This window comes from Geodermatophilus sp. URMC 64, assembly GCF_053502555.1.
This window is the reverse complement of the sequence record NZ_CP199955.1, coordinates 5,001,261-5,027,593: the sequence shown is the minus strand read 5'-3', so window position 1 is coordinate 5,027,593 and position 26,333 is coordinate 5,001,261. Positions and strand designations below refer to the sequence as shown.

Here is a 26,333-nt window from a genome sequence, read left to right as displayed (position 1 = left end):
CCCCCGTCGTCGTGCCCGAGGGCCCCTTCCTGGTCGTCGGGCTCGGCAACCCAGGCCCCGGCTACGCCGGCAATCGGCACAACGTCGGCGCGATGGTGCTCGACGAGCTCGCCGAGCGCGCCGGCATCCGCCTCTCGCCCGGCAAGGGCGCGCGCGCCCGCGCGCTGTCCGGCGAGGGCCGGCTGGCCGGGCGCCGCGTCGTCCTCGCCCGGCCGACGACCTACATGAACGAGTCCGGCGGCCCGGTCCGCGGCCTGCTCGACTACCACCACCTCGACCCGGCCGACCTCGTCGTCGTGCACGACGAGCTCGACATCCCCTTCGCCAGCGTCCGGCTCAAGCGCGGGGGCGGCGAGGGCGGGCACAACGGCCTGCGGTCGATCACCCGGTCGACCGGCACCAAGGACTACCTGCGGGTGCGCGTCGGCATCGGCCGCCCGCCCGGCCGGCAGGACCCGGCCGACTTCGTGCTCAAGGACTTCTCCGCGACCGAGCGCAAGGAACTGCCCTTCCTCCTCTCCGAGGCCGCCGACGCCACCGAGCTGCTGCTCGCCCGCGGCCTCGAGGCGGCGCAGAACGACATCCACCCCCGCACGTGACCCGCTGCCCGCGCGGGTGATCGCGCCGCCCCCGAAGGGTGAACGCGCCCGTTCCGGGTTGACCAGGCATGTCACGCACAGTGAGGTTCTCCCTGGCAGGCGGCTCGGTGGCCGCTGGCCGGGCCCGTTCGGGTGACCGGCCCCGGCGATCAGCGCCTGCTCCGACCACGGTGAGTAGTCGTCGGCAACGGGGGGAACATTGCTTGTCGAACAACGGGGGACGGCGGCCGTCCCGGAACTGCGCTCCGCGCACCTGTCGCAGCTGGGCGCCGAACGCCTCGGGTTCCCGTGGCGCTCGCCGCGCCGCGCGTGGGTGGACCGCTACCGCGCCGTCCTGATCACGCTGGAGGTCCTCGCCGCCGCGGCCGCGGCCGGCGGGGTCCTGCTCGTCCACGCCGAGGCGCCGGTCTCGAGCGTGCTGTTCTGGGCGTCCGGCGCGCTCGTCGCCGTCTGGCCGCTGCTGCTCGCCTCCGTCGGCGCCCACTCCGAGAGCGTGTTCGGCACCGGCAGCGAGGAGTACCGCCGCGTCGTCCGTGCCGGACTGCTGCTGCTCGCCGCCGCCGGCTTCCTGTCCTACGCGGCCGGGTTGGACCTCTCTCGCTCGCTGGTCGCCGTCGCCGTCCCCGCGCTGGCGCTCGGCACCGTGCTGCTGCGCTTCGCCGCCCGCAAGGGGCTGGGCCGCCTGCGCGGCCTCGGGCACTGCACCAAGCGCGTGGTCGTCGTCGGCCGCGGCAACGCCGTCCTCGACCTGGTCGCGGGCCTCGAGCGGGCGTCGTACGCCGGCCTGCGGGTGGTCGCGGCCTGCGTGACGCCGGCCGACCAGCACGTCGTCCGTGAGTCCGCGGGCCTCCCGGTCGCGGGGCTCGGCGACGTCATCGACATGGCGGTGCGCCACGGCGCCGACACGATCGCGGTGACGTCGGCCAGCGAGACGGCGGCCGAGTACCTGCGCCGCCTGTCCTGGCAGCTGGAGGGCACCGGGCTGGAGCTGCTCGTCGCGCCGGGCCTGATCGAGGTCGCCGGCCCCCGGCTGCACATCCGGCCGTTCGAGGGCCTGCCCCTGCTCGCGGTCGAGGCACCGCGGTTCGAGGGCTGGCGCCGGGTGGTCAAGGGCGGGGTCGACCGGGCGGTCGCTGCGCTGGCGATCGTCCTGCTGGCCCCGGTGCTGCTGACCATCGCGCTCGCGGTGCGGCTCTCCAGCCCCGGGCCGGTCTTCTACCACCAGGAGCGGGTCGGCGTGCACGGCCGCACCTTCCGCATGATCAAGTTCCGCAGCATGGTGGCGGACGCCGACCGGCGGCTCGAGGCGCTGCGGGGAGGCAACGAGTCCGACGGTCTGCTGTTCAAGATGCGGGAGGACCCCCGGATCACCCCGGTCGGGCGGGTCCTGCGCCGGCTGTCGCTGGACGAGCTGCCGCAGCTGTTCAACGTGCTCGGCGGTTCCATGTCCCTCGTCGGCCCCCGGCCGCCGCTGCCCAGCGAGGTCGCCCGGTACGACACGTCGGTGCGCCGCCGCCTGCTGGTGAAGCCCGGGCTGACCGGGCTGTGGCAGATCTCCGGCCGCAGCGACCTGCCGTGGGACGAGGCTGTCCGGCTGGACCTGCGCTACGTCGAGAACTGGTCCCTGTCGCTGGACCTGCTGATCCTCTGGAAGACCGGCCGGGCGGTGCTGAGCCGTTCCGGCGCGTACTGACCGGGCCGTCACCGGTCCCAGGAGGGCGTCACCCGCGGGGGTGACGCCCTCCTTGCGTTCGGGGTCGAGACGGCGCTGCGTCGCTCAGGCTGTTCAGGCGTTCGCCGTCCGGACCTCCGGGTCGGCCGGGCGCGGACGGTAGCGCCGGACGAACGGACGGGGGCACGATGCGGATCGCCATGGTGGGGACACGGGGTGTCCCCGCCCGCTACGGCGGCTTCGAGACCGCCGTCGAGCAGGTCGGCCGCCGCCTGGTGGCCCGTGGGCACGACGTCGTCGTGTACTGCCGGACGACGACGGGGCAGATCGAGCGGCCCGTCGAGCACCTCGGGATGCGGCTGGTCCACCTCCCGGCCGCCCGCAAGCGCGCGCTGGAGACCCTGAGCCACTCGGCGCTGTCCATCGCGCACCTGCTCGCGCACCGCACCGACGCGGCCATCGTGTTCAACGCCGCCAACGCCCCGCTGCTGCCGGCCCTGCGCCTGGCTCGCATCCCCGTGGCCACCCACGTGGACGGCCTGGAGTGGAAGCGCGCGAAGTGGGGCCCGACGGGGCAGCGCTACTACCGGACGGCGGAGTGCCTGGCCGTCCGCTGGTCCGACGTCCTCATCGCCGACGCGGAGGGGATCGCCGACTACTACCGCCGCGAGTTCGCCGCCCCGACGACCCTGCTGACCTACGGCGCGCCGCTGATCGCGCCCGGATCCGACCGGCTGGCCGAGCTGGGCCTGGAGCCCGGCGGCTACCACCTCGTGGTCGCCCGGTTCGAGCCGGAGAACCACGTCGACGTCATCGTCGACGGCTACCGCCGCAGCGCGGCGAGCAAGCCGCTGGTGGTCGTCGGCTCGGCCCCGTACGCCGACGAGTACACCGCCCGGGTGCACGGCCTGGCCGACGACCGCGTGCGCTTCCTCGGCGGCGTGTGGGACCAGGTGCAGCTCGACCAGCTGTACGCGCACGCCTACACCTACGTGCACGGGCACTCCGTGGGCGGCACCAACCCCTCGCTGCTGCGAGCGCTCGGCGCCGGCGCTGCGGTGGTCGCGTACGACGTGGACTTCAACCGGGAGGTCGCCGCCGACGCCGGCCGGTACTTCGCCGACGCGGCCGACGTCGCCGTCCTCCTGGAGGAGGCGGAGGCCTCCCCGCACGCCGTCGTGGAGGCCGGGGCCGTGGCCCGCGTGCTCGCCGGCCGCTACGACTGGGACGACGTCGCCGACGGCTACGAGCGCCTGGCGGAACGGCTCGCCGCGCGCGCCTACCCGAAGCGCCGGCCCGACGGACGGCGGCGGGCGGCCGACGTCGTCCCGCTCGAGGAACTGCTCGTCCCGGCGCCGGCACCGGCGGTCGAGGACCGCGGCCTGCTCGCGCTGCCGCAGCCGCGGCTGGCCTCCGGCGGGGCGCAGCGGTGACCGCCACCGTCCGGCCGGGCGCACCGGTCACCGAGACGCTGTCCGAGACCGTGCGGCGGCTGTCCGCGGCGCAGAAGGGCACCAAGGGCGCTCCGGCCTACTCGCGGTTCGTCAACCGGAGGCTGGGGCGCCTGCTCGCGGCCCTCGCGTTCCACGCCCGGCTGACGCCCGACGTGGTCACCGGCATCAGCGCCTGCTTCACCGCGACCGCGATCGCGATCGTCGCGCTGGTCCGCCCGTCGTGGCCGGCCGGTGTCGCCGTGACCGCCTGCCTGGTGCTCGGCTACGCCCTCGACTCCGCCGACGGCCAGCTGGCCCGCCTGCGCGGCGGCGGCTCGCCGGCGGGGGAGTGGCTGGATCACATGATCGACGCGGCGAAGATCTCCAGCCTGCACCTCGCGGTCCTGATCGGCGTCTACCGCTTCGAGACCGTCGACCGGGGGGCATGGCTGCTCGTCCCCATCGGCTTCTGCGTCGTGGCGGCGGTGCTGTTCTTCGCCACGATGCTGAACGAGGCCCTGCGGGAGCGGCACGGTGCGGTCACCCGCGCCGCGCGCACGGCGGAACGGCCGAGCGTGCTGCGCTCGCTGATCGTCGTCCCCACCGACTACGGGCTGCTCTGCTGCGTCTTCCTGCTGATGGGCGCACCCCTGGCGTTCTTCTCGGTGTACACCGCGCTGTTCGCGGCGACGGCGGGCTACCTGCTGCTCGCGTGCGTCAAGTGGTTCCGCGAGATCGGCCGCCTGCCCCGATGACCTCCAGCGACGACGGCGGCCCCCGGACGGGCGACGCCGGGAAGAAGGCCGCAGTGACCAAGACCCTCCCGCCGACCACGGGCCCCGCGCCGGACGGCGCGCGCACCCGCCGCCGGGGTCTGCTCCTCGCCGGTGCGGCGTTCGTGCTGGCCGCCGCACTGGTGGCGCTGCTCCTGGTGGTCAACCGGGGCAACGGGACGGCGGAGGCCGCCGACGGCGCCGCCGCGGCGAGCACGACGGCGAGCCGCGACGCCGAGGTGGTCCCCAACCCGCCGACGCCGATCCCGACGGGGCCGACGGAGAACGTTGACGAACTGCCGGCGGCGCTGCCGGAGGTCGCGCTCGACTCCCCGGCCGCGGTCGGCAACGGGGTCGTCGCCACCCTGACCGGGATCGAGGCCATCCAGGGCACCGCGAACGGGCCGGGGAACATCGCCGGGCCGGCGATCCGCGTGACCGTGCACGTCGAGAACGGGACGGCCGACCCGATCACGCTCGCCGGCGCCGCCGTGAACATGTACTACGGCGCGGACAAGACCCCCGCGTCTCCGCTCGACGATCCGTCGCAGCGGCCGTTCGGCGTCGACATGGTCGACCCGGGCGAGTCGGCCGACGGCGTCTACGTGTTCACCGTGCCCTCCGACGCCCGCGACGCGGTCACCGTCGAGGTGGGTTACCAGGCCGGCGCCCCGCTCCTGCTGTTCGCCGGCCCGGTGCGCTGATCGCCCGTCCGGGCACGTAGCACCGCGTCTCGAGGAGGCGGCACACCTTCCGCAGGTGTGCCGCCTCTTCGCGCTCAGCGACGCACCCCGGTGCCACCACGGAGAGTGAGGTCCGGGTCCCCCGAACGACGGATTCCCGCAGCCGATCCCTCGATCGTGTGGTGCTCAAAGGTCCATCTTCGTGGCACCGTCACTCTCTGTACGCGTCGGCCCGCTTCGCCGGGCCGGCGACGGGGGACGACACGGGGGAACGTTCATGTCCGCATTGCCGGCGCGCAGGTCCACGCGCGCCCTGTCCGGGTTCGTGGCACTGCTCATGGCGGTCGGCGCCACGGCCCTCCTGCCCGGAGTGGCCCGGGCCGACTCGCGCCCGCTGACCGCGTCCGCGGCCACGCCGGTCACCGTCGCGGCCGACGCGCTGCCCACGGTGCAGATCAACGGCGTCGCCTGGGCCCAGGCCGTCGTCGGCAACACCGTCTACGTCGGCGGCTCGTTCACCTCCGCCCGCCCGGCCGGCGCGGCCGCGGGCACCAACGAGACGCCGCGGTCCAACCTGCTCGCCTACGACATCCGCACTGGCGAGCTGATCACCTCCTTCGCGCCGACCCTCAACGGCCAGGTGCTCGCGGTCTCGGCCTCGCCCGACGGCTCGCGGGTCTACGTCGCCGGTGACTTCACCGAGGTCGACGGCCAGGTCCGCAAGCGCGTGGCGGCGTTCGACACCGCGAGCGGCACGCTGATCAGCACCTGGCGCCCGAACATGCAGAGCCAGGTGCGGGCGATCGCGGCCACCGACGACACCGTCTACCTGGGCGGCAGCATCACCGCCGTGGGCGGCGTGAGCCGCAGCCGGCTGGCCGCCGTCCGCGCCGCCGACGGCGCCCTGCTGCCGTGGGCCCCGGTCCCCGGTGTCGGCTCCACCGCCGGCAACAGCGACGGCAACAAGGCCACCAGCGACCAGGTCATGTCCCTCGTCGTGACGGGGAACGGCAGCCAGGTCGTCGCGGCCGGCCGCTTCGACTCGATGAACGGCATCAAGGCCACCGGTGTCGCCGCGCTCGACCCGGTGACCGGCGCGACCCGGCCGTTCGCGATCAACCAGAAGATCACCAACCAGGGCATCAACTCGGCGGTCTACAGCCTCACGATCTCGGGCGACCTGGTGATCGGCACGGCCTACGACTACTACGGCCCCGGCAACCTCGAGGGCTCCTTCGTCGCGAAGGCCGACGGCGGCGCGATCGTCGAGGTGAACGACTGCCGCGGCGACACGTACTCGAGCTACGTCACCGACGGCGTCATCTACGTGGCCAGCCACACCCACGACTGTGCGGCGATCGGCGGCTACCCCGAGCAGACCACCCGCGTGCACAAGTTCGGCACCGCCTACACGCTGGCGCCGACCGGCACGCTGAAGACGCACCTGCTCAAGGGGTCCAACTTCCTGAACTCGCCCTCCGGGTCGAACCTGGCGTGGTTCCCGACCATCACCCCCGGCACGTTCACCGGGCAGGGCCAGGCGAGCTGGAGCGTCACCGGCAACGGGCAGTACGTCGTCTACGGCGGTGAGTTCCCGCGGGTCAACGGCGTCGGCCAGCAGGGCCTGGTCCGCTTCGCCGTCCCGGACGTCGCCCCGGACAAGGTCGGCCCGACCGCCTCCGGCGCGCTCACGCCGGTCGTCACGGCCGCGGGGGCGGGCAGCGCCAAGCTGACCTGGACGGCGACCAGCGACCAGGACAACGAGAACCTCACCTACCGCGTCTACCGCGACGGCGAGACCACGCCGGTGTACACCGCGCTGCAGGCCTCGATGTGGTGGAAGACGCCGGCGATGACCATCACCGACACCGGCCTGACCGGCGGCACCCACCGCTACGTGGTCACCGCGACCGACCCGTTCGGCAACACGGTCACCTCGGCCGCGGCCACCGTCGAGGTCGCCGGCGTCCCGGCGCCGGGCACCGCGCAGAGCTACCCGGAACTGGTCCGGGCCGACCGCGCCACGAACCAGTGGCGGCTCGGGGAGACCTCCGGGTCCAGCGCGGCCGACAGCATCGGCGGCTCCGCGCTCACCGTGGGCTCCGGGGTGGGCAAGGGTGTCGCCGGCGCGCTGACCGGTGACACCGACACCGCCTTCTCGTTCAACAACACCGCGTCGGCGACCCTGTCGACCCGGACCGCCGCTGCGGCCCCCACCGTCTTCACCGAGGAGGCGTGGTTCCAGACCACGTCCACCAAGGGCGGCCGGATCATGGGCTTCGGCAACCGGAGCAGCGGCACCAGCAGCAGCTCCGACCGGCAGATCTACCTGGACAGCCGCGGCCGGGTGAACTTCGGCGTCAGCGCCAAGCTGTGGATCTTCACCACCCAGCGCACGGTGGGCAGCAGCGCCTCCTTCAACGACGGCAAGTGGCACCACGTCGTCGCGACGGTGGGCGCAGGTGGCATGGCGCTCTACGTCGACGGGAAGGTCGTCGACTCGCGGAGCGACACCACCTCCGCGCAGGCGTTCACCGGCTACCTCCGCGTCGGCAGCGACGACGCCATGGCCGGGTCGGACACCTTCAACGGCCGGATCGACGAGGTCGCGCTCTACGGCACGGCACTCTCGGCCGAGCAGGTGGCGGCGCACCACACCGTCGGCCGCAACGGCAAGCCGGCGAACGTCGCCCCGACGGCCCGCTTCGGCACCGTGACCGACGACCTCGACCTCGCGGTCGACGCGTCGCCCTCGGTCGACCTCGACGGCACGGTGGCGAGCTACGCCTGGAACTTCGGCGACGGTGCCACCGCGACCGGGAAGACCGCGGCGCACACCTACGCCACGGCGGGCACGTACACCGTCACGCTCACGGTCACCGACGACCGGGGCGCGACCGGCACGACCACCGTGCCGGTGACGGTGGTGGCCAACCGGCTGCCCGCCGCGTCGTTCACCAGCGCGGTCACCGAGCGGACGGTGAGCGTCGACGCGTCCGCGTCGGCCGACCCGGACGGCTCGCTGGCCTCCTACCGCTGGGACTTCGGTGACGGCACCACCGGCACCGGGGCGACCGCGACGCACGCCTACGCGGCCGACGGCACGTACACGGTCACGCTGACCGTGACCGACGACGACGGCGCGACCGGCACGAACGGCCAGGACGTGACCATCTACGTCCCGGTGGTGCTCGCCTCGGACGCCTTCGACCGGACGGTGACCAGCGGCCTGGGCACCGCCGACGTCGGCGGCGCCTGGACGATGTCCAACGGCACCACCCGCCAGTCGGTGGCGCCGGGCGCGGCCACCCTGCGCCTGGACGCGGCCGGCAACGTCACCGGCTCCTACCTGGGGGAGGTCGCCGAGACCAGCGCGGACGTGCTGACCACGTTCTCGCTGTCGGCGGCGCCGACGGGCGGCGGGGCCTCGGTGTACGTCACCGGCCGCCGGGTGGGGACCAACCTGGAGTACCGCGCCCGGCTGCGGTTCCTGGCCGACGGCTCGGTGCGGCTGGCGCTGACCAAGCTGGCCGGCACGTCCGCGGAGGCCGTCATCGGCAGCGAGGTGACCGTTCCCGGCCTCACCTACACCCCGGGCACGCCGCTCTCGGTGCGCGTCCAGGTCTCCGGCACCGGCACGACGCAGCTGGCGGCCACGGTGTGGCCGGCGGGCTCGCTGGAGCCGGGCGTCCAGACGGTCACGCGGACCGACACCGAGGCGGCTCTGCAGGCGCCGGGTGGCCCGGCCCTGTCCGCCTACCTGTCCGGCAGCGCCACGGCGCCGCTGGCGGTGCGGTTCACCGGCCTGTCGGTGACGCCCGTCCGCTGACCGCGGATCCCTCCGCCGCCAGTCCCCGGCCGTTCCTCGAGGCGGCCGGGGACGGTGTCGTCCCGGTGCCCGGAAGCGTGTCCCGCGTCCTCCGATCGGGAACCGCGGAAGTCACTGTCGGTGATCGCACCGACCTAACCGCTCGAAACGTAATCCCAGGTCAACCACCGTATCGGGTGATCACCTCACCCCTGGCCATCCTGTTTTCGTCACTCTTAGTATCGGATCTCGCCAGGCCTGCTCCGGCCTTCGAAACGATGAATCACGGGGGAACACCCATGCCCGCACGCGCGTCCAGCGCGGCCCGGCGAGCTGTCGCCGGCCTGCTCGGACTCCTGCTCCTGGTCGGCGGCGCCCAGCTCGCCGTCCCGGCAGCGGCCCTGGCCGACTCCGCGCCCCTCGATCCCACGAGCACGACGACACCCGCGACGGTCTCCGCCGACGGGTTGCCCACCGTGCAGATCGACGGGGTCGTCTGGTCGCAGGTCACCGTCGGCAACACCGTCTACGTCGCCGGCTCGTTCGCCCATGCCCGCCCCGCGGGCGCCGCGCTCGGCACGAACGAGACGGTGCGCGACAACCTGCTGGCCTACGACATCCGCACCGGTGCGCTGATCCCGGGATGGGCGCCGAGCGTCAACGCCCAGGCGCGCGCGATCAAGGCCTCGCCCGACGGCACGCGCATCTACGTCGGCGGTGACTTCACCCAGGCCAACGGGGTGACCCGCAACCGGCTCGCGGCCTTCGACGCCACCTCGGGCGCGCTGATCACGTCCTTCGCGCCCAGCGTCAACGGCACCGTGCGGGCGCTCGCCACCACGAACACCTCCGTGTACTTCGGCGGCGCCTTCAGCGCCGTGGGGAAGGTCAGCCGGACCCGCGTGGCCGCGGTCAACGCCACCACCGGCGCGCTGCTGTCGTGGGCGCCGGTCCCGGGCAACGGGCCGGTGAAGGGCGCCAACGAGGTGCTGGCCCTGGCGGTGACGAGCAACAACACCCAGGTCGTCATCGGCGGGCGGTTCTACTACCTCAACGGTGGCAAGAACACCGGCGTCGGGGCGGTCAACGCGACCACCGGTGCGGTGCAGCCGTTCGCGGTCAACAAGACCATCACCAACAACGGCGTCGACGCCGCGGTGTTCAGCCTCCACAGCGACGGGACCACGGTCTACGGCACGACCTACCACTACGGCGGCACGGGCAACTTCGAGGGCCCGTGGATCGCGACCGCGGCCGGCGGGACGCCCCGCTGGTTCGCCGACTGCCGCGGGGACAGCTACTCGAGCTTCCCGATGGCCGGGGTCCTGTACGTGTCCTCGCACGCGCACAACTGCGGCAACATGGGCGGTTTCCCGGAGCAGACCGTCCGGGTGCACAAGTTCGGGGTCGCCTACACCCTGGCCGCGACCGGCCGGAACGGGACGGCAACCTTCGGTGGATCCCTCGTGGCGAACAAGCCTGCCCCGACGATGCTGCCGTGGTGGCCGACGATGACGCCGGGCGAGTACACCGGCCAGTTCCAGGCCGGCTTCAGCGTGACCGGCAACGGCCAGTACCTGTCCTACGGCGGTGAGTTCCCGCGGGTCAACGGCGTCGGCCAGCAGGGGCTGGTCCGCTACGCCCTGCCCACGATCGCGCCGAACAAGATCGGCCCGGAGGCCACCCTGGCGCCCACGGCCAGCGCGCTCGGTGCAGGTGCGGTCCGCATCCGCTGGACCGCCACGTCCGACGCGGACAACGAGAACCTGACCTACCGCCTGTACCGCGACGGCAACACGACGACGCCGATCTACGAGAGCGTCCGGGCGTCGCAGTGGTGGAAGCGGCCGGTCATCGCCGTGGCCGACACCGGGCTCCCGGCCGGTGCGCACTCCTACCGGGTCACCGCGAGCGACCCCTTCGGCAACACGGTCAGCTCCGCGTGGATCGACGTCTCGGTGACCACTGGTTCGGCTGCCCGGCCGTACGCGGACGCCGTCCGGGCCGACGGTCCGATGGGCTACTGGACCCTGGGCGAGCGGTCGGGCAATGCCATCGACCACGGCGGGATCTCCGACATGACCCTGGCCGGTGGGGCCGCCCGCGGCGTCGCCGGCGCGCTCGGGGCAGGTGACGCGGACACGGCGTTCTCCTTCAACGGCAGTGCCACTGCCTACGCGGCGACGCAGACGGCGGTCGCGGGCCCGCAGGTCTTCTCGGAGGAGGCGTGGTTCCAGACCACCTCCACCGCCGGCGGGCGCATCGTCGGCTTCGGCGACGCGAAGACCGGCTTCAGCACCAACTACGAGCGGCACATCTACATGGACACCGCCGGGCGGGTGCTGTTCGGCGTGCACCCGGGCGCCGCCAGGACCGTGGCCAGCACGCAGCGCTACAACGACGGGCGCTGGCACCACGTGGTGGCGACGCTGGGGCCCGACGGCATGGTGCTCTACGTCGACGGCCGGGTCGTCGGCTCCCGCACCGACACCAAGGCTGCGCAGGCCTACAACGGTTACTGGCGGGTCGGCGCCGACGGCAACTGGGGCGGGGCGTGGACGTTCTCGGGGCGGATCGACGAGGTCGCCGTCTACCCGAGCGTCCTGTCGGCCGCCCAGGTCGCGAACCACTATGCGGTCGCGACGACGGGGCAGCCGATCAACCTGCCGCCGACCGCGGCGTTCACCTCCTCGGTCGATCACCTGGACGCCACCTTCGGCGCCGGCCGCTCCACCGACAGGGACGGCACGATCGCGTCCTACGCGTGGAACTTCGGCGACGGCACCACCGGCACCGGCCCGGCCCCGGCGCACGCCTACAGCCGGGCGGGCACCTGGACGGTGACGCTGACCGTGACCGACGACGACGGCGCCACGGCGACGAGGACGGCGTCGGTGACGACGACCGAGCCCCCGCCGAACGTCCTCCCGACCGCGGCGTTCGACGCCACGGCCACCGGCAGGACGGTGGTGCTGGACGCCGCACGGTCCACCGATGCCGATGGCACCGTCGTCTCCCACGCGTGGACCTTCGGGGACGGCGGCACCGGCAGCGGGCGGACGGCGAGCCACACGTACGCCGCGGACGGCGACTACACCGTCGTCCTGACCGTCACCGACGACGACGGCGACAGCTCGACCGTCAGCCAGACGCTGCACGTGTCCGGCGCCGTTCTGGCCGCCGATGCCTTCCAGCGGATCGTCGCCGGGGGCCTCGGCATCGCCGACGCGGGCGGCACCTGGACCGTCTCCGCGGGCGGCGCGCGGCAGTCGGTCTCGGCGGGGTCGGCGGTCTTCGCGATGACCCCGGGCACGAACACCGGGTCCTACCTCGGGGCCGTCTCGCGGACCGACGTCGACATGACGGCGTCCCTGTCCTCGACGCAGACCCCGAGCGGCTCGGGCACGTACGTGTACCTGGTCGGCCGGCGGGTCGGGGCGAACCAGGAGTACCGGGCCCGTGTGCGGCTGCTCGCCGACGGCAGCATCGGCGTCGCGGTCACCCGGCTGGCCGGGTCGTCCAGCGAGACCCAGCTCGGGACGAACGTGATCCTGCCCGAGGGGTACACCACCGACGAGGTGCTCAACGTCCGCTTCGTCGTCCGCGGCACCGGGACCACGGAGCTGGCGGTCACCGTCTGGCCGGCCGGCACACCGGAGCCTGCCACGCCCACGGTGACGCGAACGGACACGACCGCCTCGCTGCAGGCGCCCGGCTCCGTCGGTCTGCTGGGCTACCTCTCCGGCAGCGCGGCATCCGGGGTGACGCTGCGGTTCGACGACCTGGTCGTCGTGCCGGCCGACTGACGTCGTCCGCTGATCCGGAAGATCCCCCCACCGCCCCCGGCGGTGGGGGGATCTTCGGGTGAGAGGCCGGCTGTGGCGTGCTGAGCTGCGGTTTCGTGCTGGGAGGATGACGGCATGACGCGAGGGCTGGGCGCACTCCTGCGCCGACCGGCCGCCGGCGCGGTCGCCGGTCAGGTGACCCAGGCCGTCGCCGGTCTCGTCCTGCAGGTGGCCGCCGCGCGCTCCCTCGGTGCGGCGGGGCTGGCCACCTTCTCCGTGATCTACGGCGCGATGGTCCTGGTCACCGCGGTGTCCAGCGGTCTGGTGGGCGACTCGCTCACGGTCCTCGACCGCCGGGAGCGCGGTGTGCGCGCCGGACTGCACGTCGTGGCCGTGGTCGTCGCCGTCGGGGCCGGTGGCCTGGGCGCGGCGGCCGCCGTCGTCACCGGGGTCGTCTCGTCGTGGGCGGTCCTCGTGCTCGCCGTGGCGGTGGCCGCCTACGTCCTCGAGGACGTCCTGCGCCGGCTGCTCATGGCGACCGGCCGCTTCTGGTCGCTGCCGGCGGTCGATGCCACCAGCCTCGTGTTCTCCCTGGGTGTCCTGCTGCTGTGGGCCGGAGCCGGTCCGCTGACGCTGACCTCGTTCCTCGTCGCGCTGGTGGCCGGGCAGGCGACCGCCGCGGTCGTCGCGTGGTTCTGCGCGTCCCCGGGGGAGCGGCCGCGCGGGCCGTGGCGGTCGCCGGACCTGCGGGCGGTCGTCTCCTTCGGCGTCTGGCGGGCGGCCGGGCAGACCGTCCGGCCCGGCCTGCTCACCTGCCTGCGGCTGGTCGTCGTCCTCGCCCTGGGCGCGGCCGCCTACGGTCCGCTCGAGGCGGCTCGCGTGTACACCGCGCCGACGCTCGTGGTCGTCGCCGGTCTGGGGTCCTTCCTGCTGCCGCACTTCGTGGCCACCCGCGACCGGCCGGTCGCCGAGGCCATCCGCGTCGCGGACCGGGTGGCGTTCGGCCTCGCCGGTGCGGTCGCGGCCATCGGCGCCGCAACCGTCGTCCTCCAGCCGCTCGTGGAGCCGCTGCTCACCGGCGGCGAGTACGCCGTGCCGGTCCTGGCCGTGGCCGGCTGGAGTGCCTACGCCGTCGCCGGTGCCTTCCTCCTGCCCTACAGCGGCCTGGCCACGGTGCACCGGCGGCAGCGCCGGGTGCTGGCGTTGCGGTCGCTCGAGTTCGCCGCGCTCGTCCTGGTCGTCGTCCTGGTGCAGGTCGTCGACGGGGGCGAGATCTGGGCGCCGCTCGCTCTCGCGGCCGGGCCGCTGCTGACCGCCGCGGCCGTCCGCCGGCACGTGCTCTCGCCGATGCTGCGGGAGAGGACGGCGGTCCCGGCCGTGCACGCGGCGGCCGCCTGACCGACGCAGTCCTCCATCGTCAGTGGTGGTGGTCGTGCCGGCCGAGGGTGTGCACGGGCGTCGCGCCGGGGCGGGTCCACTGCGGCACGGGGCGGATGGCCCTAGGTGGCGTTCCCGTTCGCGTCCGAGCGCCAGTACCAGCAGGCGTGGTGCCCCTCGGGCCAGCCCTCGGGCTTGTCCTCCCAGGCCTCGCCGCGGCCGTAGGGCGTCCTGTCGAGCAGCCCGCGGGCGTTGAGGTAGACGGCGTCGCGCATCTGCCTGACGTTGAAGGTGCAGCCCTCGCACTGCCTCTGGTGCGGCGCGCCGTCGTACCACATGGAGGGGTGGACGACGAGCTCGTCGAGGGCGGCCTGCGACGGTCACCAGAACGGACTCGCGACCCGACCGGAACTCATCGGCCGAGCTGTGCGGCGCTTCCCTCCAGCACGGCGTCCGACAGGTGCGCCGAGTAGGCGGCCATGGAGAACCGGGCCTGGGCGTCGGCCCGGCCCGCCCGGCCGAGTTCGGCCGCGAGCGCCGGATCGGAGAGCAGGCGGATGATCGCGTCGGCCAGGGCCCGCGGGTCGTCGGGATCGACGAGGAGCCCCGTCTCGCCGTCCCGGATGATCTCGGGCAGACCACCGACCCGGGAGGCGACGACCGGCCGGCCCAGGAGCAGCGCCTCGGCAGCGACCAGCCCGAACGGCTCGATCAGCGACGGGACCAGGACGACGTCGGCCGCTGCGACGTAGGGCGCTGGGTCCTGGAAGCCGGCGAAGACGGTGCTGTCACCGACCTGCTCGCGGGCCGCCAGGGCGTGCAGGGCCTCGACGTAGTCCTCGTACCCGGGGTAGCTGTCGCCGACGAGGGTGAGCGTGACGTCGAAGCCGGCCCGCCGGACCAGCGCGAGGGCGGAGATCGCGGTCTGCTGGCCCTTGCGGGCGGCCAGCCGGCCGACGACGACGAGGCTGCGCGCGGTCGTCGCAGTGGTCGGCGAGGAGCCGCTCCCGGAGGGCTCGCGCACGCCGTTGTGGATGACCCGGGTGCGACGGGTCAGGAGTGTGCCGAGGGACGACCCGATCCAGGCCAGGGTGTCCGCGCTGTTCGCGATGACGCAGTGCGCGGCGAGCAGCGGGGACAGCAGGAGCGCGCTCGCGAGACGGGACATCTGCGGTTCGCTCTCGTGGACGTGGCAGACGACCCGGGCCCCGCTCGATCTCGCGGCGATCAGCCATTCCGGTGCGGCGATCGTGCTCACGTAGACGACGGCGGCGTCCTGTGCGCGCAGCCAGGACGTCAATGTGACCAGGGAGCGGAGTAATTGGAGGACGAAGAGAACTGCCTTGGCCGGTGTCCGGAGATCGACCTTGCGGAGAACGGGGAATTCCTTGATCTCGCAAGGGATCGCCCGTTGCCTCAACGCGTCGACCAGCGGGCCGTCCTTGGACACGACCGCCAGGACATCGGGCCCCAGTGCGGCGACGCTCTCGAGGAACATGCGGTCACTGCCGTACAGGTCGGCGTGCGGGTGGATGGCGATGGTCCGGCCGGAACGCCGCAGGTCCACAGCGAGTCTCCAATCAGCCGCGGTGTCGGTGCTCGCCGGAGCGCGTCAGCGAGAGGGTGGGTGCGAGAGCGGCCGGCGGCCGCTCGTCGCGACGCGGATCGGCCGGCGTCCGGGAGGGACGCCGGCCGATCCGTCGCCGTCAGGCCTGCCGGGTGCGTGGCCCGGGGGACGCCTCGGTCACCGGTTGTTGGCGGTGGCGCTGCCGAACAGCTTCGTCTTGACCTTCACGGCCGTGTCGTAGTGCCGCGCGAAGACGCGCTTCAGCGGACCGGCCGCCTCGGGCGACCAACCGGTGGTGCGAGCCACCACGCTGCCCTCGGGCACCAGCTCGTACGCGTAGGTCGCGATGGACTTGCGGGTCACGCCCGGCGGGAGGCTCATCTTCTTGAAGCCGTGGTAGGTGTGGTCGTCCGTCACCATGATCAGGCCGCGGTTGAACAGGGGCTCGATGGCCCGCGGCTCCTCGTCGGGGCTGGACTTGATGAGCAGGCGGCCGTCGTACTCGGCCTTCCAGTCCTTGTTCAGGTACAGCAGGACGTTGAGCGTCCGCCGCCAGTTCGGGTGCAGCGGGTGCATGTTGAAGTCGACGTGCGTGTCGAGGAAGCCGCCGTCACCGCTCTGGTGGAACCCGCCGCCGTGGAAGGCCGGGTCGACGAAGAGGTCGATCCCGGTGAGCGTGGTGATGAACTTCTGGAACTGCTCGCCCATCAGGGCGTCGTAGAACGCCTTGCTGGTGGGGCCCTGCTCCGCGACGCTCGACAGCTCGTGCTTGTCGCCGAAGAGGTAGTCCCGGGACTTCGGCATCGCGTCCGGCTGGGGGAACTCCTCGAGCAGGCTCTCCGCGACGGCGGTGTCGAGGAAGTCGTCGATGACCAGGAGCGGGAAGGGCCGGGCCTCCCGGAATTCCCTGGAGAGTTCTTCCGCTCGATCGATCCATGAGTTGAACATCGTTTGCTCTTCCTCCGAGCGCGGTGTGCCGACGTGTGTCCCGGCGCGAGGAATTTCCCCGTCGAAGACGAAGATAGAGCTGGAAATGGCCAGCTCGGAACGTTGATTGACTCCATCGGGTGGGGCGCCGGACGTGATGACCGCCACCGCGGGATGGGCGGAACGGAAAAAGGGAATGGCGGGAGACGTTCGCCATTTCTGCCTGCGCCCGCCTCGGTCCTCCGTAAGCCTGATATTCGCCGTGTCAGCGCCCTCGGGCACGCCTCGTGCCCGTAGCATCCCGCGGCGTGACCATCGAGGCTTCCGGGGAGGCGGCATGAGGCCGGGCTTCGCCCCTGGTCGGCCGGGGCAGCTCCTCGTGGCGTTCCTGCTGGTGGCCGGCACGGTCGGCTGGCGCCGTGCGCAGTACTTCTCGGGTTCGCTGGACCCCGTGGTCGTGGCCAAGGGCGGCCTGTCCGCCGTCGCGCTGCTGATCGCGTTCCTCGCGGCCCAGGCCGGGACCCGGCGCGCCCTGGGCACCGGCTCGCTGTGGGTGCTCGCCACCCTGCTCGGCGGCTCGGTGTTCGGTGCCCTGACCCACGGCACGCCGGCGGCCGGTGGCCTGGTCGGCGTCCGCGTGGCCGTCCTGGCGTTGACGGTGTTCTTCCTCCTCCGGACCGCCACCGTGCACGAGGCGTTCTCCGCACTCGCGCTGGCCTGCGGCACCGTCGGCCTGGTCGCGGCGGTGACCGGGGTGTCCACGCTGGCCTCCGGGCGGCTGGCGGGTGGCGTGCCGCCGCTGAGCCCGAACGAGCTGGCTCTGCTGGCCGGCGTCGTCGTCCTGTACGTCGCCTGGCGCACCGTCCTCGGTGAGGCCGGGTGGCTGCGCACCGGCGCCGCGGTCGCGGCCCTCGGCGTCATCTGGGTCACCGGCTCGCGGACGGGGCTGCTCATGCTCGTCGTCGCGGTCGTCGTGATGGCGCTGCACATCCGCCGGGCCCGGGTGGGACTCGTCGTCGGCGCCCTCGTCGTGGCGGCCGTCGGAGCGGTCGCGGTGCTGACCACCGGGGTGCTGACCTCGTTCGCCGAGCGCGACGGCACCGGCACCAGCACGCTCGACTCCCGTTTCATCGCCTGGCGGGCCGCCGCCTCCTGGGCGGAGACGGGCTGGCAGCTGGTGTTCGGCGGCGGCCTGTCGGTGAAGATCATCGAGGTCAAGGGCCAGTGGTGGAACGAGCAGCCGCTGGACAGCAGCTGGGTGTCCCTGCTGGTGCAGGCCGGCCTGCTGGGCCTGCTCGTCGCGATCGGCTGGGTGCTCTGGGTGGTGCGCGGTGCGCTGCGCGCCCCGCACCCGCACCGCGTGCTGTTCCTCGGCGTCGTCGTGTTCGTGACCGGCCGCAGCCTGCTCGAGAGCGGCCTGTTCGACGCGACCCCGGCCTTCCTGGCCTTCTTCGCGGTGTCGTTGCTGGCCGAGGGCGGCTCCCGCGCCCGGCTCGGCGACGAGCTCCGCCCCGCGCCGGAGGCGCCGCACCGCCCGCTGGAGCCCGCGGGGCGGTGACCCGCCCGTACGACCCTGCCCGCTGCCTGCCGATGAGGACGTCGGGCCGGATCGGAGGGGGCGACGGATGGCGTCGACGGACTGGGCAGCGAGGGCTCCCGGCTCTTCTCTGCTGCTCCTGGACCGGGTGCAGCTGATCGCCCTGCTCGCGCACGTGGACTCCGCCGTGGCGAGCGACGGCTGCGGCCTCACCCGCGCGGCGACCGACGCCTGGGCCGTCCGGGCGGGCGTGGACCCGGCGCGGCTGCACGCAGGGCTGGAGGAGTACGGCGGTTTCTGCGACTGCGAGGTCGTGATGAACGTCGACGTCGACGAGGTCTTCCCGCCGGTCGGGTCGCCCCGGAGCTAGTCGCGGGCCCCGGTCAGCGGCCGGTGCGCGCGGGCTCGCCGGCCTCGGCCCGCGGCGGACGGGCGTTCGCCGGGCGGGGCGCCGGCGCGGCGACCGCCGTCCGGTCGACCGCGACCGGCTCGGGTGCCGCCGGCGCCGGCCGGGTGCGCCGGGGGGTGACGACGACGGCGAGGGTCTGCACGCCGGTCGCGCGCAGCAGCACGCGCATCTCCTGCAGCTCGGCGGCGTCCACCCGGCCGGCGGCGGCCACGAGGACCACGCCGTCGTAGTGCTCGGCCACCTGCCGCCAGAACGACAGCGGCGCCAGCGGGTCGGCCACGGTGAGCTGGACGCCGGGCCCCTCCTCCGCCGAAGCCCGCGCGGCGGCCTCCGGGCCGGTGACCGTGGTGGGCAGCCGGCGCCGGCGCAGCTCGGCGGCGACCTCGTCGGCCAGCGCGCGCGGCGTGGCCTTGTCCGCCGGCGAGGGCGAGACCAGGACGACCCGCAGCCGCCGTCCCTCGGCGGTGAACTCCAGCCGGCGGGCCAGCTCGGTGGCCGGCCGGCCGGTCAGGGCGCTGCGGCGGGCCCGGCCGCGGCGCGGCGCGAGCACCTCCAGGTCCGCCTCGGCGCCCCACGCACGGCGCGCGTCCTGCTCGGTGTGCACGCTGGTGTCCAGGCGGCTGCGGACCACGGCCACGGCCAGGCCGAGGAACAGGCCCACGGCCAGGCCGAGACCGAGGTCGTAGAGCGCGACGGGGGAGACCGGGCCGGTCGGCACGGAGGCCGGGTCGCTCACCGTGAGGGTCACCGGACGGTTGCCCGACGACGGCGTCTCCAGCTCCTCCACCGCAGCGGTCAGCTGGCCGGCGACGGCGTTGGCGATCTCCGCCGCCTCCCGCGCGTCGCCGCCCGAGACGGTCACCCGCACCTGCGAGGTGTCGACCGGGACGTCCGCGGACACCCGGTCCTGCAGCGCGGCGAGGCTCTCCTCGAGCCCGAGCTGCTCGATCACCGGCCGCAGGACGGCGGCGCTCACGGCGACGTCGGGGTAGGTCTTGACCCGCTGCGCGACGAACTGCGCGCTGTTCGGGATCGACGGCGACACCGACACGAACACCTGCGCCGTCGCCTCGTAGGTGCGCGGCGTCAGCTGGAACGCGGCCGCGCCCAGGACCACGCCGAGCACGGTGATGCCGACCCAGGTGAGCCAGTAGCGACGAATCGCGGCAAGGTAGTCCGTCAGTTCCATAACCGTCCCCGATGCTGCCTGTCACAGGGCAGCCGGGAGCGGTGCTCCGAGGCCGGCACCCCCGCTGTCCGTGAGCCTCTCGAGTTCCGGATGCTAGAGGCCGGACGGGGCGTTCCCGGAGGTTCCGCGGGCGGGCTCACCCGTTCGGGGCGGACGACGGCCGGAGAGCCCCGCGGCGCCCGCATCCGAACGGGTGAAGTGACCCGCGAACCTCACCGTGCGTGACCTTCACTCGCGTATTTTCCCTGGTCGGAAAGCGGTCGTGCGCCGCAGGCGTCTCCTGACATCACTCACAGTCAGGTGGACGCGTGCCGTCGGCGCGGACCGCAGAACGCAACGGGGGAGAACCACCATGACCGTGATCGGGTACGCGCCCGGTGCCTACGACCTGTTCCACATCGGGCACCTGAACATCCTCAAGCACGCCAAGGAGCACTGCGACCGGCTGATCGTCGGCGTCGTCTCCGACGAGATGCTGCTGCAGACCAAGGGCAAGCTGCCGGTGATCCCGCTGGCCGAGCGCCTGGAGATCGTCCGCAACCTGCGTTTCGTGGACGACGTGCACGCGGAGGTCGTGCCCGACAAGATCGACACCTGGCGCCAGGTCGGCTTCGACGTGATCTTCAAGGGCGACGACTGGCGGGGGACGCCCAAGGGGGAGAAGCTCGAGCGCGACTTCGCCGCGGTCGGCGTCGAGGTGCGGTACTTCCCGTACACCATGCACACCTCGAGCACGATCCTGCGCAAGGCGCTGCTGGCCATCGACGCCCAGGAGCCGGTGGGCCGCGTCGCCCGCGCGCTCAGCTCCTGAGCAGCCCGGTCGAGGACGGCGGGGGCCGGTTCCCGGGGTTTAACCTGGGAACCGGCCCCCGCCGCGTCCGGCGCCGCGGCCTCCCCAGCCCAGGAGGAACATCCCCGTGACGTTGCGCGGCGTGCTGGACGTCGTCCTCACCGATCCGGGCATGGCGCGTGTCGTCGCGTCGGCCGGATCCGCGGAGCTGGCCGTCACCGCACCGCCGCCGGTCCAGCCGCTGGTCGCCGCGGCGCTGGCGGCGACCGGCACGGGCGCCGGCGTGCCGGTGCTCGTCGTCACCGCGGGCGAACGCGACGCCGACGCCACCGCCGACGCGCTGCGCTGCTTCCTGCCCCAGCGCCGGGTGGAGACCTTCCCCGCCTGGGAGACCCTGCCGCACGAGCGGCTCTCGCCCCGCGCGGACACCGTCGGCCGCCGGCTGGCGGTGCTGCGCGACCTGACCCACCCCGGCGCCAACGGGACGATCGACGTCCTCGTCGCGCCGGTGCGCAGCGTGCTCCAGCCGCTGGCTCCCGGGCTGGGCGACCTCACCCCGGTCGAGCTGAAGCCGGGCGACGCCGCCGAGCTCGACGACGTCGCCCGCGCCCTCGTCGACGCCGCCTACACCCGCGTCGAGCTGGTCGAGAAGCGCGGCGAGTTCGCCGTCCGCGGTGGCCTGCTCGACGTCTTCCCGCCGACCGAGCCGCATCCCGTCCGCGTCGAGTTCTGGGGCGACGAGGTCGACGAGCTGCGCTACTTCTCCGCCGCCGACCAGCGCTCCCTCGACGAGCGGCCCGAGCGGCTGTGGGCCCCGCCGTGCCGCGAGCTGCTGCTCACCGACGAGGTCCGGGCCCGTGCGGCCGCGCTGGCCGTCGAGCACCCCGGCCTGCTGGAGATCCTCGGCAAGCTGGCCGAGGGGATCGCCGTGGAGGGGATGGAGTCGCTGACCCCGGCCCTCATCACCGGGGACATGGACCTCCTGACCGACCTCGTGCCGCGTGGCACCCACGTGCTGGTCCTCGACCCGGAGCGGGTGCGCAGCCGCGCGGCCGACCTGGTGCGCACCGCCGCGGAGTTCCTGGCCGCGTCCTGGGCCACCGCGGCGGAGGCCGGCGAGGCGCCGCTGGACCTCGGGGCGTCGTCCTTCCGCGACCTGGCCGACGTCGAGGCCGCCGCCCGCGGCCGCGGCCTGCCGTGGTGGACGACCGGCGCCTTCACGCTCCAGGCCGAGGACGACGACACGCACGTCACCCTCGACGCCACCACCGTCGAGCGCTTCCACGGCGACCAGGGCAAGGCCGTCGAGCAGCAGCGGGCCTGGCACCGCGACGGCTGGCGGGTGGTCGTCACCTTCGCCGGCCCCGGCCCCGCGCAGCGCGCCGCCGACCAGTTCACCGAGGCGGACCTCGGCGTCCGGCTGGTGCCCGACATCGCCGGCGCCCCCGACGCCGGCCTGACCCACGTCACCCAGGGCAACCTGGAGACCGGCTTCGCCTTCCCCTCCGCCGGCCTGGCGCTGCTCACCGAGCACGACCTGACCGGCCAGCGCGGGACGACGATGCGCGACGCGGTCAAGATGCCCGCGCGGCGGCGCAACGCCGTCGACCTGGTGCAGCTGCAGCCCGGCGACCTGGTCGTGCACGAGCACCACGGCATCGGCCGCTACGTCGAGATGGTCAGCCGCACGGTCAACGGCGGGCAGCGCGACTACCTGATCGTCGAGTACGCGCCGAGCAAGCGGAACCAGCCGCCGGACCGGCTGTTCGTCCCCACCGACGCGCTCGACCAGCTCACCCGCTACGTCGGCGGGGAGTCCCCCGCGCTGTCCAAGCTCGGCGGCGCGGACTGGCAGAAGACCAAGGGCCAGGCCCGCAAGGCGGTCAAGCAGATCGCCGCCGAGCTGATCCGGCTCTACTCGGCGCGGATGGCCACCAAGGGCCACACCTTCGGCCCGGACACCGTCTGGCAGCGCGAGCTCGAGGACGCCTTCCCGTTCCAGGAGACCCCCGACCAGCTGGCCGCGATCGACGAGGTCAAGGCCGACATGCAGCAGCCGGTGCCGATGGACCGGATCATCTGCGGCGACGTCGGCTACGGGAAGACCGAGATCGCGGTGCGGGCGGCGTTCAAGGCGGTGCAGGACGGCAAGCAGGTCGCCGTCCTCGTGCCGACGACGCTGCTGGCCAACCAGCACTACAAGACCTTCTCCGAGCGGGTCGCGCAGTTCCCGGTGAAGGTGCGGGTGCTCTCGCGGTTCCAGTCCGACGCCGAGTCGCGGCAGATCCTCGAGGAGCTGGCGCGCGGGGAGGTCGACATCCTGGTCGGCACCCACCGGCTGCTGCAGCCGACCACCCGGTTCAAGGACCTCGGGCTGGTCGTCGTCGACGAGGAGCAGCGCTTCGGCGTCGAGCACAAGGAGTACCTGAAGACGATGCGGACGGCGGTCGACGTCCTGTCGATGTCGGCCACCCCGATCCCGCGCACCCTGGAGATGTCGCTGACCGGCATCCGCGAGATGTCGACCATCCTCACCCCGCCCGAGGAGCGGCACCCGGTGCTGACCTACGTCGGCGCCTGGGACGACAAGCAGATGGCCGCCGCGATCCGCCGCGAGCTGCTGCGCGACGGCCAGGTCTTCGTCATCCACAACCGGGTGCAGTCGATCGACAAGGCGGCGGCGAAGATCCGCAACCTGGTGCCCGAGGCCCGGGTCGCGGTCGGCCACGGGCAGATGAGGGAGCACGAGCTCGAGCGGATCATGGTCGGCTTCTGGGAGAAGGAGTACGACGTCCTCGTCGCGACGACGATCGTCGAGTCCGGCCTGGACATCCCGAACGCCAACACCCTGATCGTCGACCGGGCCGACACCTTCGGCCTCTCCCAGTTGCACCAGATCCGCGGCCGCGTCGGCCGCGGCCGCGAGCGGGCCTACGCCTACTTCACCTACGACCCGACCCGGCCGCTGACCGAGACCTCGGTCGACCGGCTCACCACCATCGCGCACAACACCGACCTCGGCGCCGGCATGGCGGTGGCGATGAAGGACCTCGAGATCCGCGGCTCGGGCAACCTGCTCGGCGGCGAGCAGTCCGGGCACATCGCCGGGGTCGGCTTCGACCTCTACGTGCGGCTGGTCGGCGAGGCCGTCGCCGACTACCGGGCCCAGGTCACCGGCGAGGGGGCCCCCGCCGAGCCGGTCGAGGTGCGGGTCGACCTGCCCGTCGACGCCCACCTGCCGCACGACTACGTGCCGGGAGAGCGGCTGCGGATGGAGGCCTACCGCAAGGTCGCCTCCGTCCAGGACGACGACCAGGCCGCCGCGGTGCTCGAGGAGCTCACCGACCGCTACGGCGCCCCGCCGGCGCCTGTGCTGAACCTGCTGGCGGTGGCCCGCTTCCGCGCCGCCATGCGGAAGTTCGGCGTCACCGAGGTCTCCTTGCAGGGTCGCGCCATCCGCATCTCGCCCGTTCCACTGCGCGAGTCGCAGCAGATGCGGCTGACCCGGCTGGCCGACGGTGCTACCTACAAGTCGGCCGTCGAGACCATCTCGCTCAAGGTCCCGGTCGGCCCCGACCGGCGCACCCCGCTGCGCGACGTCGCGCTGCTGGAGAACCTGCACGCGCTGCTGTCCTCCGTCCTGGAGCAGCCGGTCAAGGCCGCCTCCTGACGTGTGCGGAGGAGATCCGTGCCCGTCACGCGCACGGATCTCCTCCGCAACTGCAGGGCCGCATGCGAGGCTCGCCACGCCGCATGTGGGAGTCTCGCGACGTGCACATGCGTCGAGTTCCCCGGATCGTCCTGACCGGGGCCGCCGCCGTCCTCGCCGTCGCGGGGCTGGCCGGCTGTCGGACCTCGCCCAACGTCGCCGCCTACGTCGGCGACGACCAGATCACCGTCGCGGAGCTGCAGACCGCGATCGACGAGCGACTCCAGGACGACGACGTCGCCGCGTTCGCCGACACCGACCCGGACGCCTTCGCCCGCCAGGTCCTCGGCCTGCTGGTGGGGGAGGACGTGTACGCGGCGGCCGCCGAGCGGTGGGACGTCACCGTCACCGACGACGAGGTGCGCGACCGCATCGACACCCTGCTCGCCGGCAACGACCCGGACGCGGTCTACGCCCAGCTGGCCGCCCAGGGCGTCTCCCGCGAGGACGTCTTCGAGAACGTCCGGCAGCAGCTGGTGCGGCAGAAGATCGCCGCGGCGGAGGGGCTGGACGACCCGCTCTCGGACGCCGCCCTGCGGCAGCAGTACGACCAGAACCTCGCCCAGTACACGCAGTACTCGGTGGGCTTCATCGCCGTGCCCGACCAGGCCACGGCCGACGCCGTCGTGGGCCAGCTGACCGCGGACCCGGCGAGCTACGCGGCGGCGGCCGCCGCCTTCCCGGGCCAGATCACCCTGCCGCAGCCCGAACCCCGCAGCGCCGACCAGATCCCGTCGGTGGTGGCCGACCAGGTGCGCGCCGCGCAGCCCGGCACCGCCTTCAGCGTGCCGGTCGAGGGCGCCGGCGTGGTGGTGACGTTCGTCGCCGACGTCACCGTGCGTCCGTTCGAGGACGTCCGGCCGGACCTGCAGGCCGCCGCAGAGTCCACCGTCGACGACCAGGCGCAGCAGCTCGTGCAGGACTTCCGCGACGACCTCGACGTCCGCGTCAACCCGCGCTACGGCGTCCTGCAGGAGAACGCCGTCGTCGAGGGCGAGGACGGCGTCGTCGAGATCCTCGACGACGACTCCGGCGCCGGCGGGGCGCCCGCCACCCCGTCGGGCACGACCGGGGGCTGATCGGCGTGCCGGTCGCGCTCGCGCTCGAGGTCAGCGCGCGGCTGCCGGGGCTGCTCGCGCCGGCCGGCTGGCGCGCCGTCACCGGCGACCGGCCGGTGCTGGCGCTGCCCGGCGCCGCCGGGGCCGCGGACGCGCTGCGGGCCGCGGACGTGCAGGTCGAGGACGTCGCCGACCCCGCGACCGTCCGCGCCCGCCCGGACGAGGTCGTGTGCCTGGCCACCGCCGCGGAGCTGGCCGACCTGCCCGGCGTCCCCGTCGTGGCCGCGGCGCCCGAGCCGCCCGGCGCGCGGCTGCTCGACGTCGTGCGGGTGATGGACCGCCTGCGGTCGCCCGGCGGCTGCCCGTGGGACGCCGAGCAGACCCATGCCTCGCTGCGCGGGTACCTGCTGGAGGAGGCGCACGAGGCCTACGACGCGATCGTCGACGACGACGCCGGCGCGATGCGCGAGGAGCTCGGCGACGTGCTGCTGCAGGTCGTCTTCCACGCCCGGCTCGGCGCCGAGGCCGAGCCGGGGCGGCGGTTCGACATCGACGACGTCGCCGGCGACCTCGTCGACAAGCTGGTCCGCCGGCATCCGCACGTCTTCGGCGACGCCGGCCCCCGTGACGTCGCCCAGGTCGAGGCGGGCTGGGAGGAGATCAAGAAGGCCGAGAAGCAGCGCCGCTCGCCGACCGAGGGGGTCTCCCGCTCCCAGCCGGCCGCCTCGTGGGGCGCGGCCCTGGTGCGCCGGGCCGGGCGGGCCGGGCTGCCCACCCCGCCGCCCGCCGAGCTGTCCGTCGACAGCCCGGAGGCGCTCGGCGAGCAGCTGTTCGGCCTGGTCGTCGCCGCCACCGGCCGCGGCTGGGACGCCGAGGACGCACTGCGCGAGGCCGTCCGCCGCTACGCCGGCGAGCTGGACGCCGCCGCCGAGGCCGCCGACGCCTGACCGGGGCGGCCGCCCTGGGGCTTTCGGTACAGAAAGCCCCAGGCGGAACCCGGGCTTTCGGTACCGAAAG

The 26,333-nt window shown here is 73.7% G+C and carries 18 protein-coding genes; 14 read left to right on the top strand and 4 right to left on the bottom strand.

Translation table 11 applies throughout. The features are described from left to right. Positions 1 to 11 precede the first annotated feature (11 nt). The 8 genes from pth to ACWIYF_RS24570 all read left to right on the top strand — a co-directional run bounded on the left by pth (position 12) and on the right by ACWIYF_RS24570 (position 14,151). Positions 12 to 599, top strand: coding sequence for an aminoacyl-tRNA hydrolase (gene pth / locus ACWIYF_RS24605; RefSeq protein ID WP_448625449.1), 588 nt, complete (start codon positions 12 to 14; stop codon positions 597 to 599). Positions 600 to 798: 199 nt separating this feature from the next. Then, positions 799 to 2,292: a sugar transferase gene (locus ACWIYF_RS24600; RefSeq protein WP_448625448.1), complete on the top strand. Its 1,494-nt coding sequence runs from the start codon at positions 799 to 801 to the stop codon at positions 2,290 to 2,292. A 179-nt stretch (positions 2,293 to 2,471) separates the two neighbouring features. Beyond that, positions 2,472 to 3,704, top strand: coding sequence for a DUF1972 domain-containing protein (locus tag ACWIYF_RS24595; protein ID WP_448625447.1), 1,233 nt, complete (start codon positions 2,472 to 2,474; stop codon positions 3,702 to 3,704). After that, the gene (locus tag ACWIYF_RS24590; protein WP_448625446.1) at positions 3,701 to 4,459 is read left to right on the top strand and encodes a CDP-alcohol phosphatidyltransferase family protein; all 759 of its coding nucleotides are present in this window, start codon (positions 3,701 to 3,703) and stop codon (positions 4,457 to 4,459) included. Before ACWIYF_RS24595 ends, ACWIYF_RS24590 begins: the two co-directional genes overlap by 4 nt. Beyond that, complete coding sequence (locus tag ACWIYF_RS24585; protein WP_448625445.1) at positions 4,456 to 5,181, top strand: hypothetical protein; 726 nt, start codon at positions 4,456 to 4,458, stop codon at positions 5,179 to 5,181. Before ACWIYF_RS24590 ends, ACWIYF_RS24585 begins: the two co-directional genes overlap by 4 nt. A gap of 256 nt (positions 5,182 to 5,437) precedes the next feature. Next, positions 5,438 to 8,989: a PKD domain-containing protein gene (locus tag ACWIYF_RS24580; protein ID WP_448625444.1), complete on the top strand. Its 3,552-nt coding sequence runs from the start codon at positions 5,438 to 5,440 to the stop codon at positions 8,987 to 8,989. 278 nt (positions 8,990 to 9,267) lie between these two features. Then, a complete protein-coding gene (locus ACWIYF_RS24575) occupies positions 9,268 to 12,774 on the top strand; it encodes a PKD domain-containing protein (protein WP_448625443.1) in 3,507 nt (1,168 codons plus the stop codon). Between the two features lie 114 nt (positions 12,775 to 12,888). Further along, complete coding sequence (locus ACWIYF_RS24570; RefSeq protein WP_448625442.1) at positions 12,889 to 14,151, top strand: hypothetical protein; 1,263 nt, start codon at positions 12,889 to 12,891, stop codon at positions 14,149 to 14,151. A 101-nt stretch (positions 14,152 to 14,252) separates the two neighbouring features. On the opposite strand, the gene ACWIYF_RS24565 is transcribed toward ACWIYF_RS24570, so the two are convergent. The 3 genes from ACWIYF_RS24565 to ACWIYF_RS24555 form a co-directional block, all read right to left on the bottom strand. Continuing rightward, positions 14,253 to 14,405, bottom strand: coding sequence for a hypothetical protein (locus tag ACWIYF_RS24565; RefSeq protein WP_448625441.1), 153 nt, complete (start codon positions 14,403 to 14,405; stop codon positions 14,253 to 14,255). Positions 14,406 to 14,542: 137 nt separating this feature from the next. Then, a complete protein-coding gene (locus tag ACWIYF_RS24560; protein ID WP_448625440.1) occupies positions 14,543 to 15,697 on the bottom strand; it encodes a glycosyltransferase family 4 protein in 1,155 nt (384 codons plus the stop codon). Positions 15,698 to 15,874: 177 nt separating this feature from the next. Then, positions 15,875 to 16,645 carry a 2OG-Fe(II) oxygenase gene (locus ACWIYF_RS24555; RefSeq protein WP_448625439.1) on the bottom strand — a complete coding sequence of 257 codons (771 nt, stop codon included), beginning with the start codon at positions 16,643 to 16,645 and terminating at the stop codon, positions 15,875 to 15,877. Positions 16,646 to 16,961: 316 nt separating this feature from the next. Here ACWIYF_RS24555 and ACWIYF_RS24550 point away from each other — a divergent pair, with 316 nt between their 5' ends. After that, on the top strand, positions 16,962 to 18,182 hold the full coding sequence (locus ACWIYF_RS24550) for an O-antigen ligase family protein (RefSeq protein WP_448625438.1): 1,221 nt from the start codon (positions 16,962 to 16,964) through the stop codon (positions 18,180 to 18,182). A 67-nt stretch (positions 18,183 to 18,249) separates the two neighbouring features. After that, positions 18,250 to 18,531 (top strand): DUF2695 domain-containing protein, encoded by a 282-nt coding sequence (locus tag ACWIYF_RS24545; protein ID WP_448625437.1) that lies wholly within the window; start codon positions 18,250 to 18,252, stop codon positions 18,529 to 18,531. A gap of 13 nt (positions 18,532 to 18,544) precedes the next feature. On the opposite strand, the gene ACWIYF_RS24540 is transcribed toward ACWIYF_RS24545, so the two are convergent. Further along, entirely contained in the window at positions 18,545 to 19,759 is a 1,215-nt protein-coding gene (locus ACWIYF_RS24540; RefSeq protein ID WP_448625436.1) for a YveK family protein, read from the bottom strand. A 352-nt stretch (positions 19,760 to 20,111) separates the two neighbouring features. Here ACWIYF_RS24540 and ACWIYF_RS24535 point away from each other — a divergent pair, with 352 nt between their 5' ends. From ACWIYF_RS24535 to ACWIYF_RS24520, 4 genes are all read left to right on the top strand, one after another. Further along, complete coding sequence (locus ACWIYF_RS24535) at positions 20,112 to 20,570, top strand: adenylyltransferase/cytidyltransferase family protein (protein ID WP_448625435.1); 459 nt, start codon at positions 20,112 to 20,114, stop codon at positions 20,568 to 20,570. Positions 20,571 to 20,676: 106 nt separating this feature from the next. Beyond that, the gene (gene mfd / locus ACWIYF_RS24530; protein ID WP_448625434.1) at positions 20,677 to 24,219 is read left to right on the top strand and encodes a transcription-repair coupling factor; all 3,543 of its coding nucleotides are present in this window, start codon (positions 20,677 to 20,679) and stop codon (positions 24,217 to 24,219) included. A gap of 107 nt (positions 24,220 to 24,326) precedes the next feature. Next, positions 24,327 to 25,337 carry a peptidylprolyl isomerase gene (locus ACWIYF_RS24525; RefSeq protein WP_448625433.1) on the top strand — a complete coding sequence of 337 codons (1,011 nt, stop codon included), beginning with the start codon at positions 24,327 to 24,329 and terminating at the stop codon, positions 25,335 to 25,337. Between the two features lie 5 nt (positions 25,338 to 25,342). Next, complete coding sequence (locus ACWIYF_RS24520; RefSeq protein WP_448625432.1) at positions 25,343 to 26,263, top strand: MazG family protein; 921 nt, start codon at positions 25,343 to 25,345, stop codon at positions 26,261 to 26,263. The last annotated feature ends 70 nt before the right edge of the window (positions 26,264 to 26,333 follow it).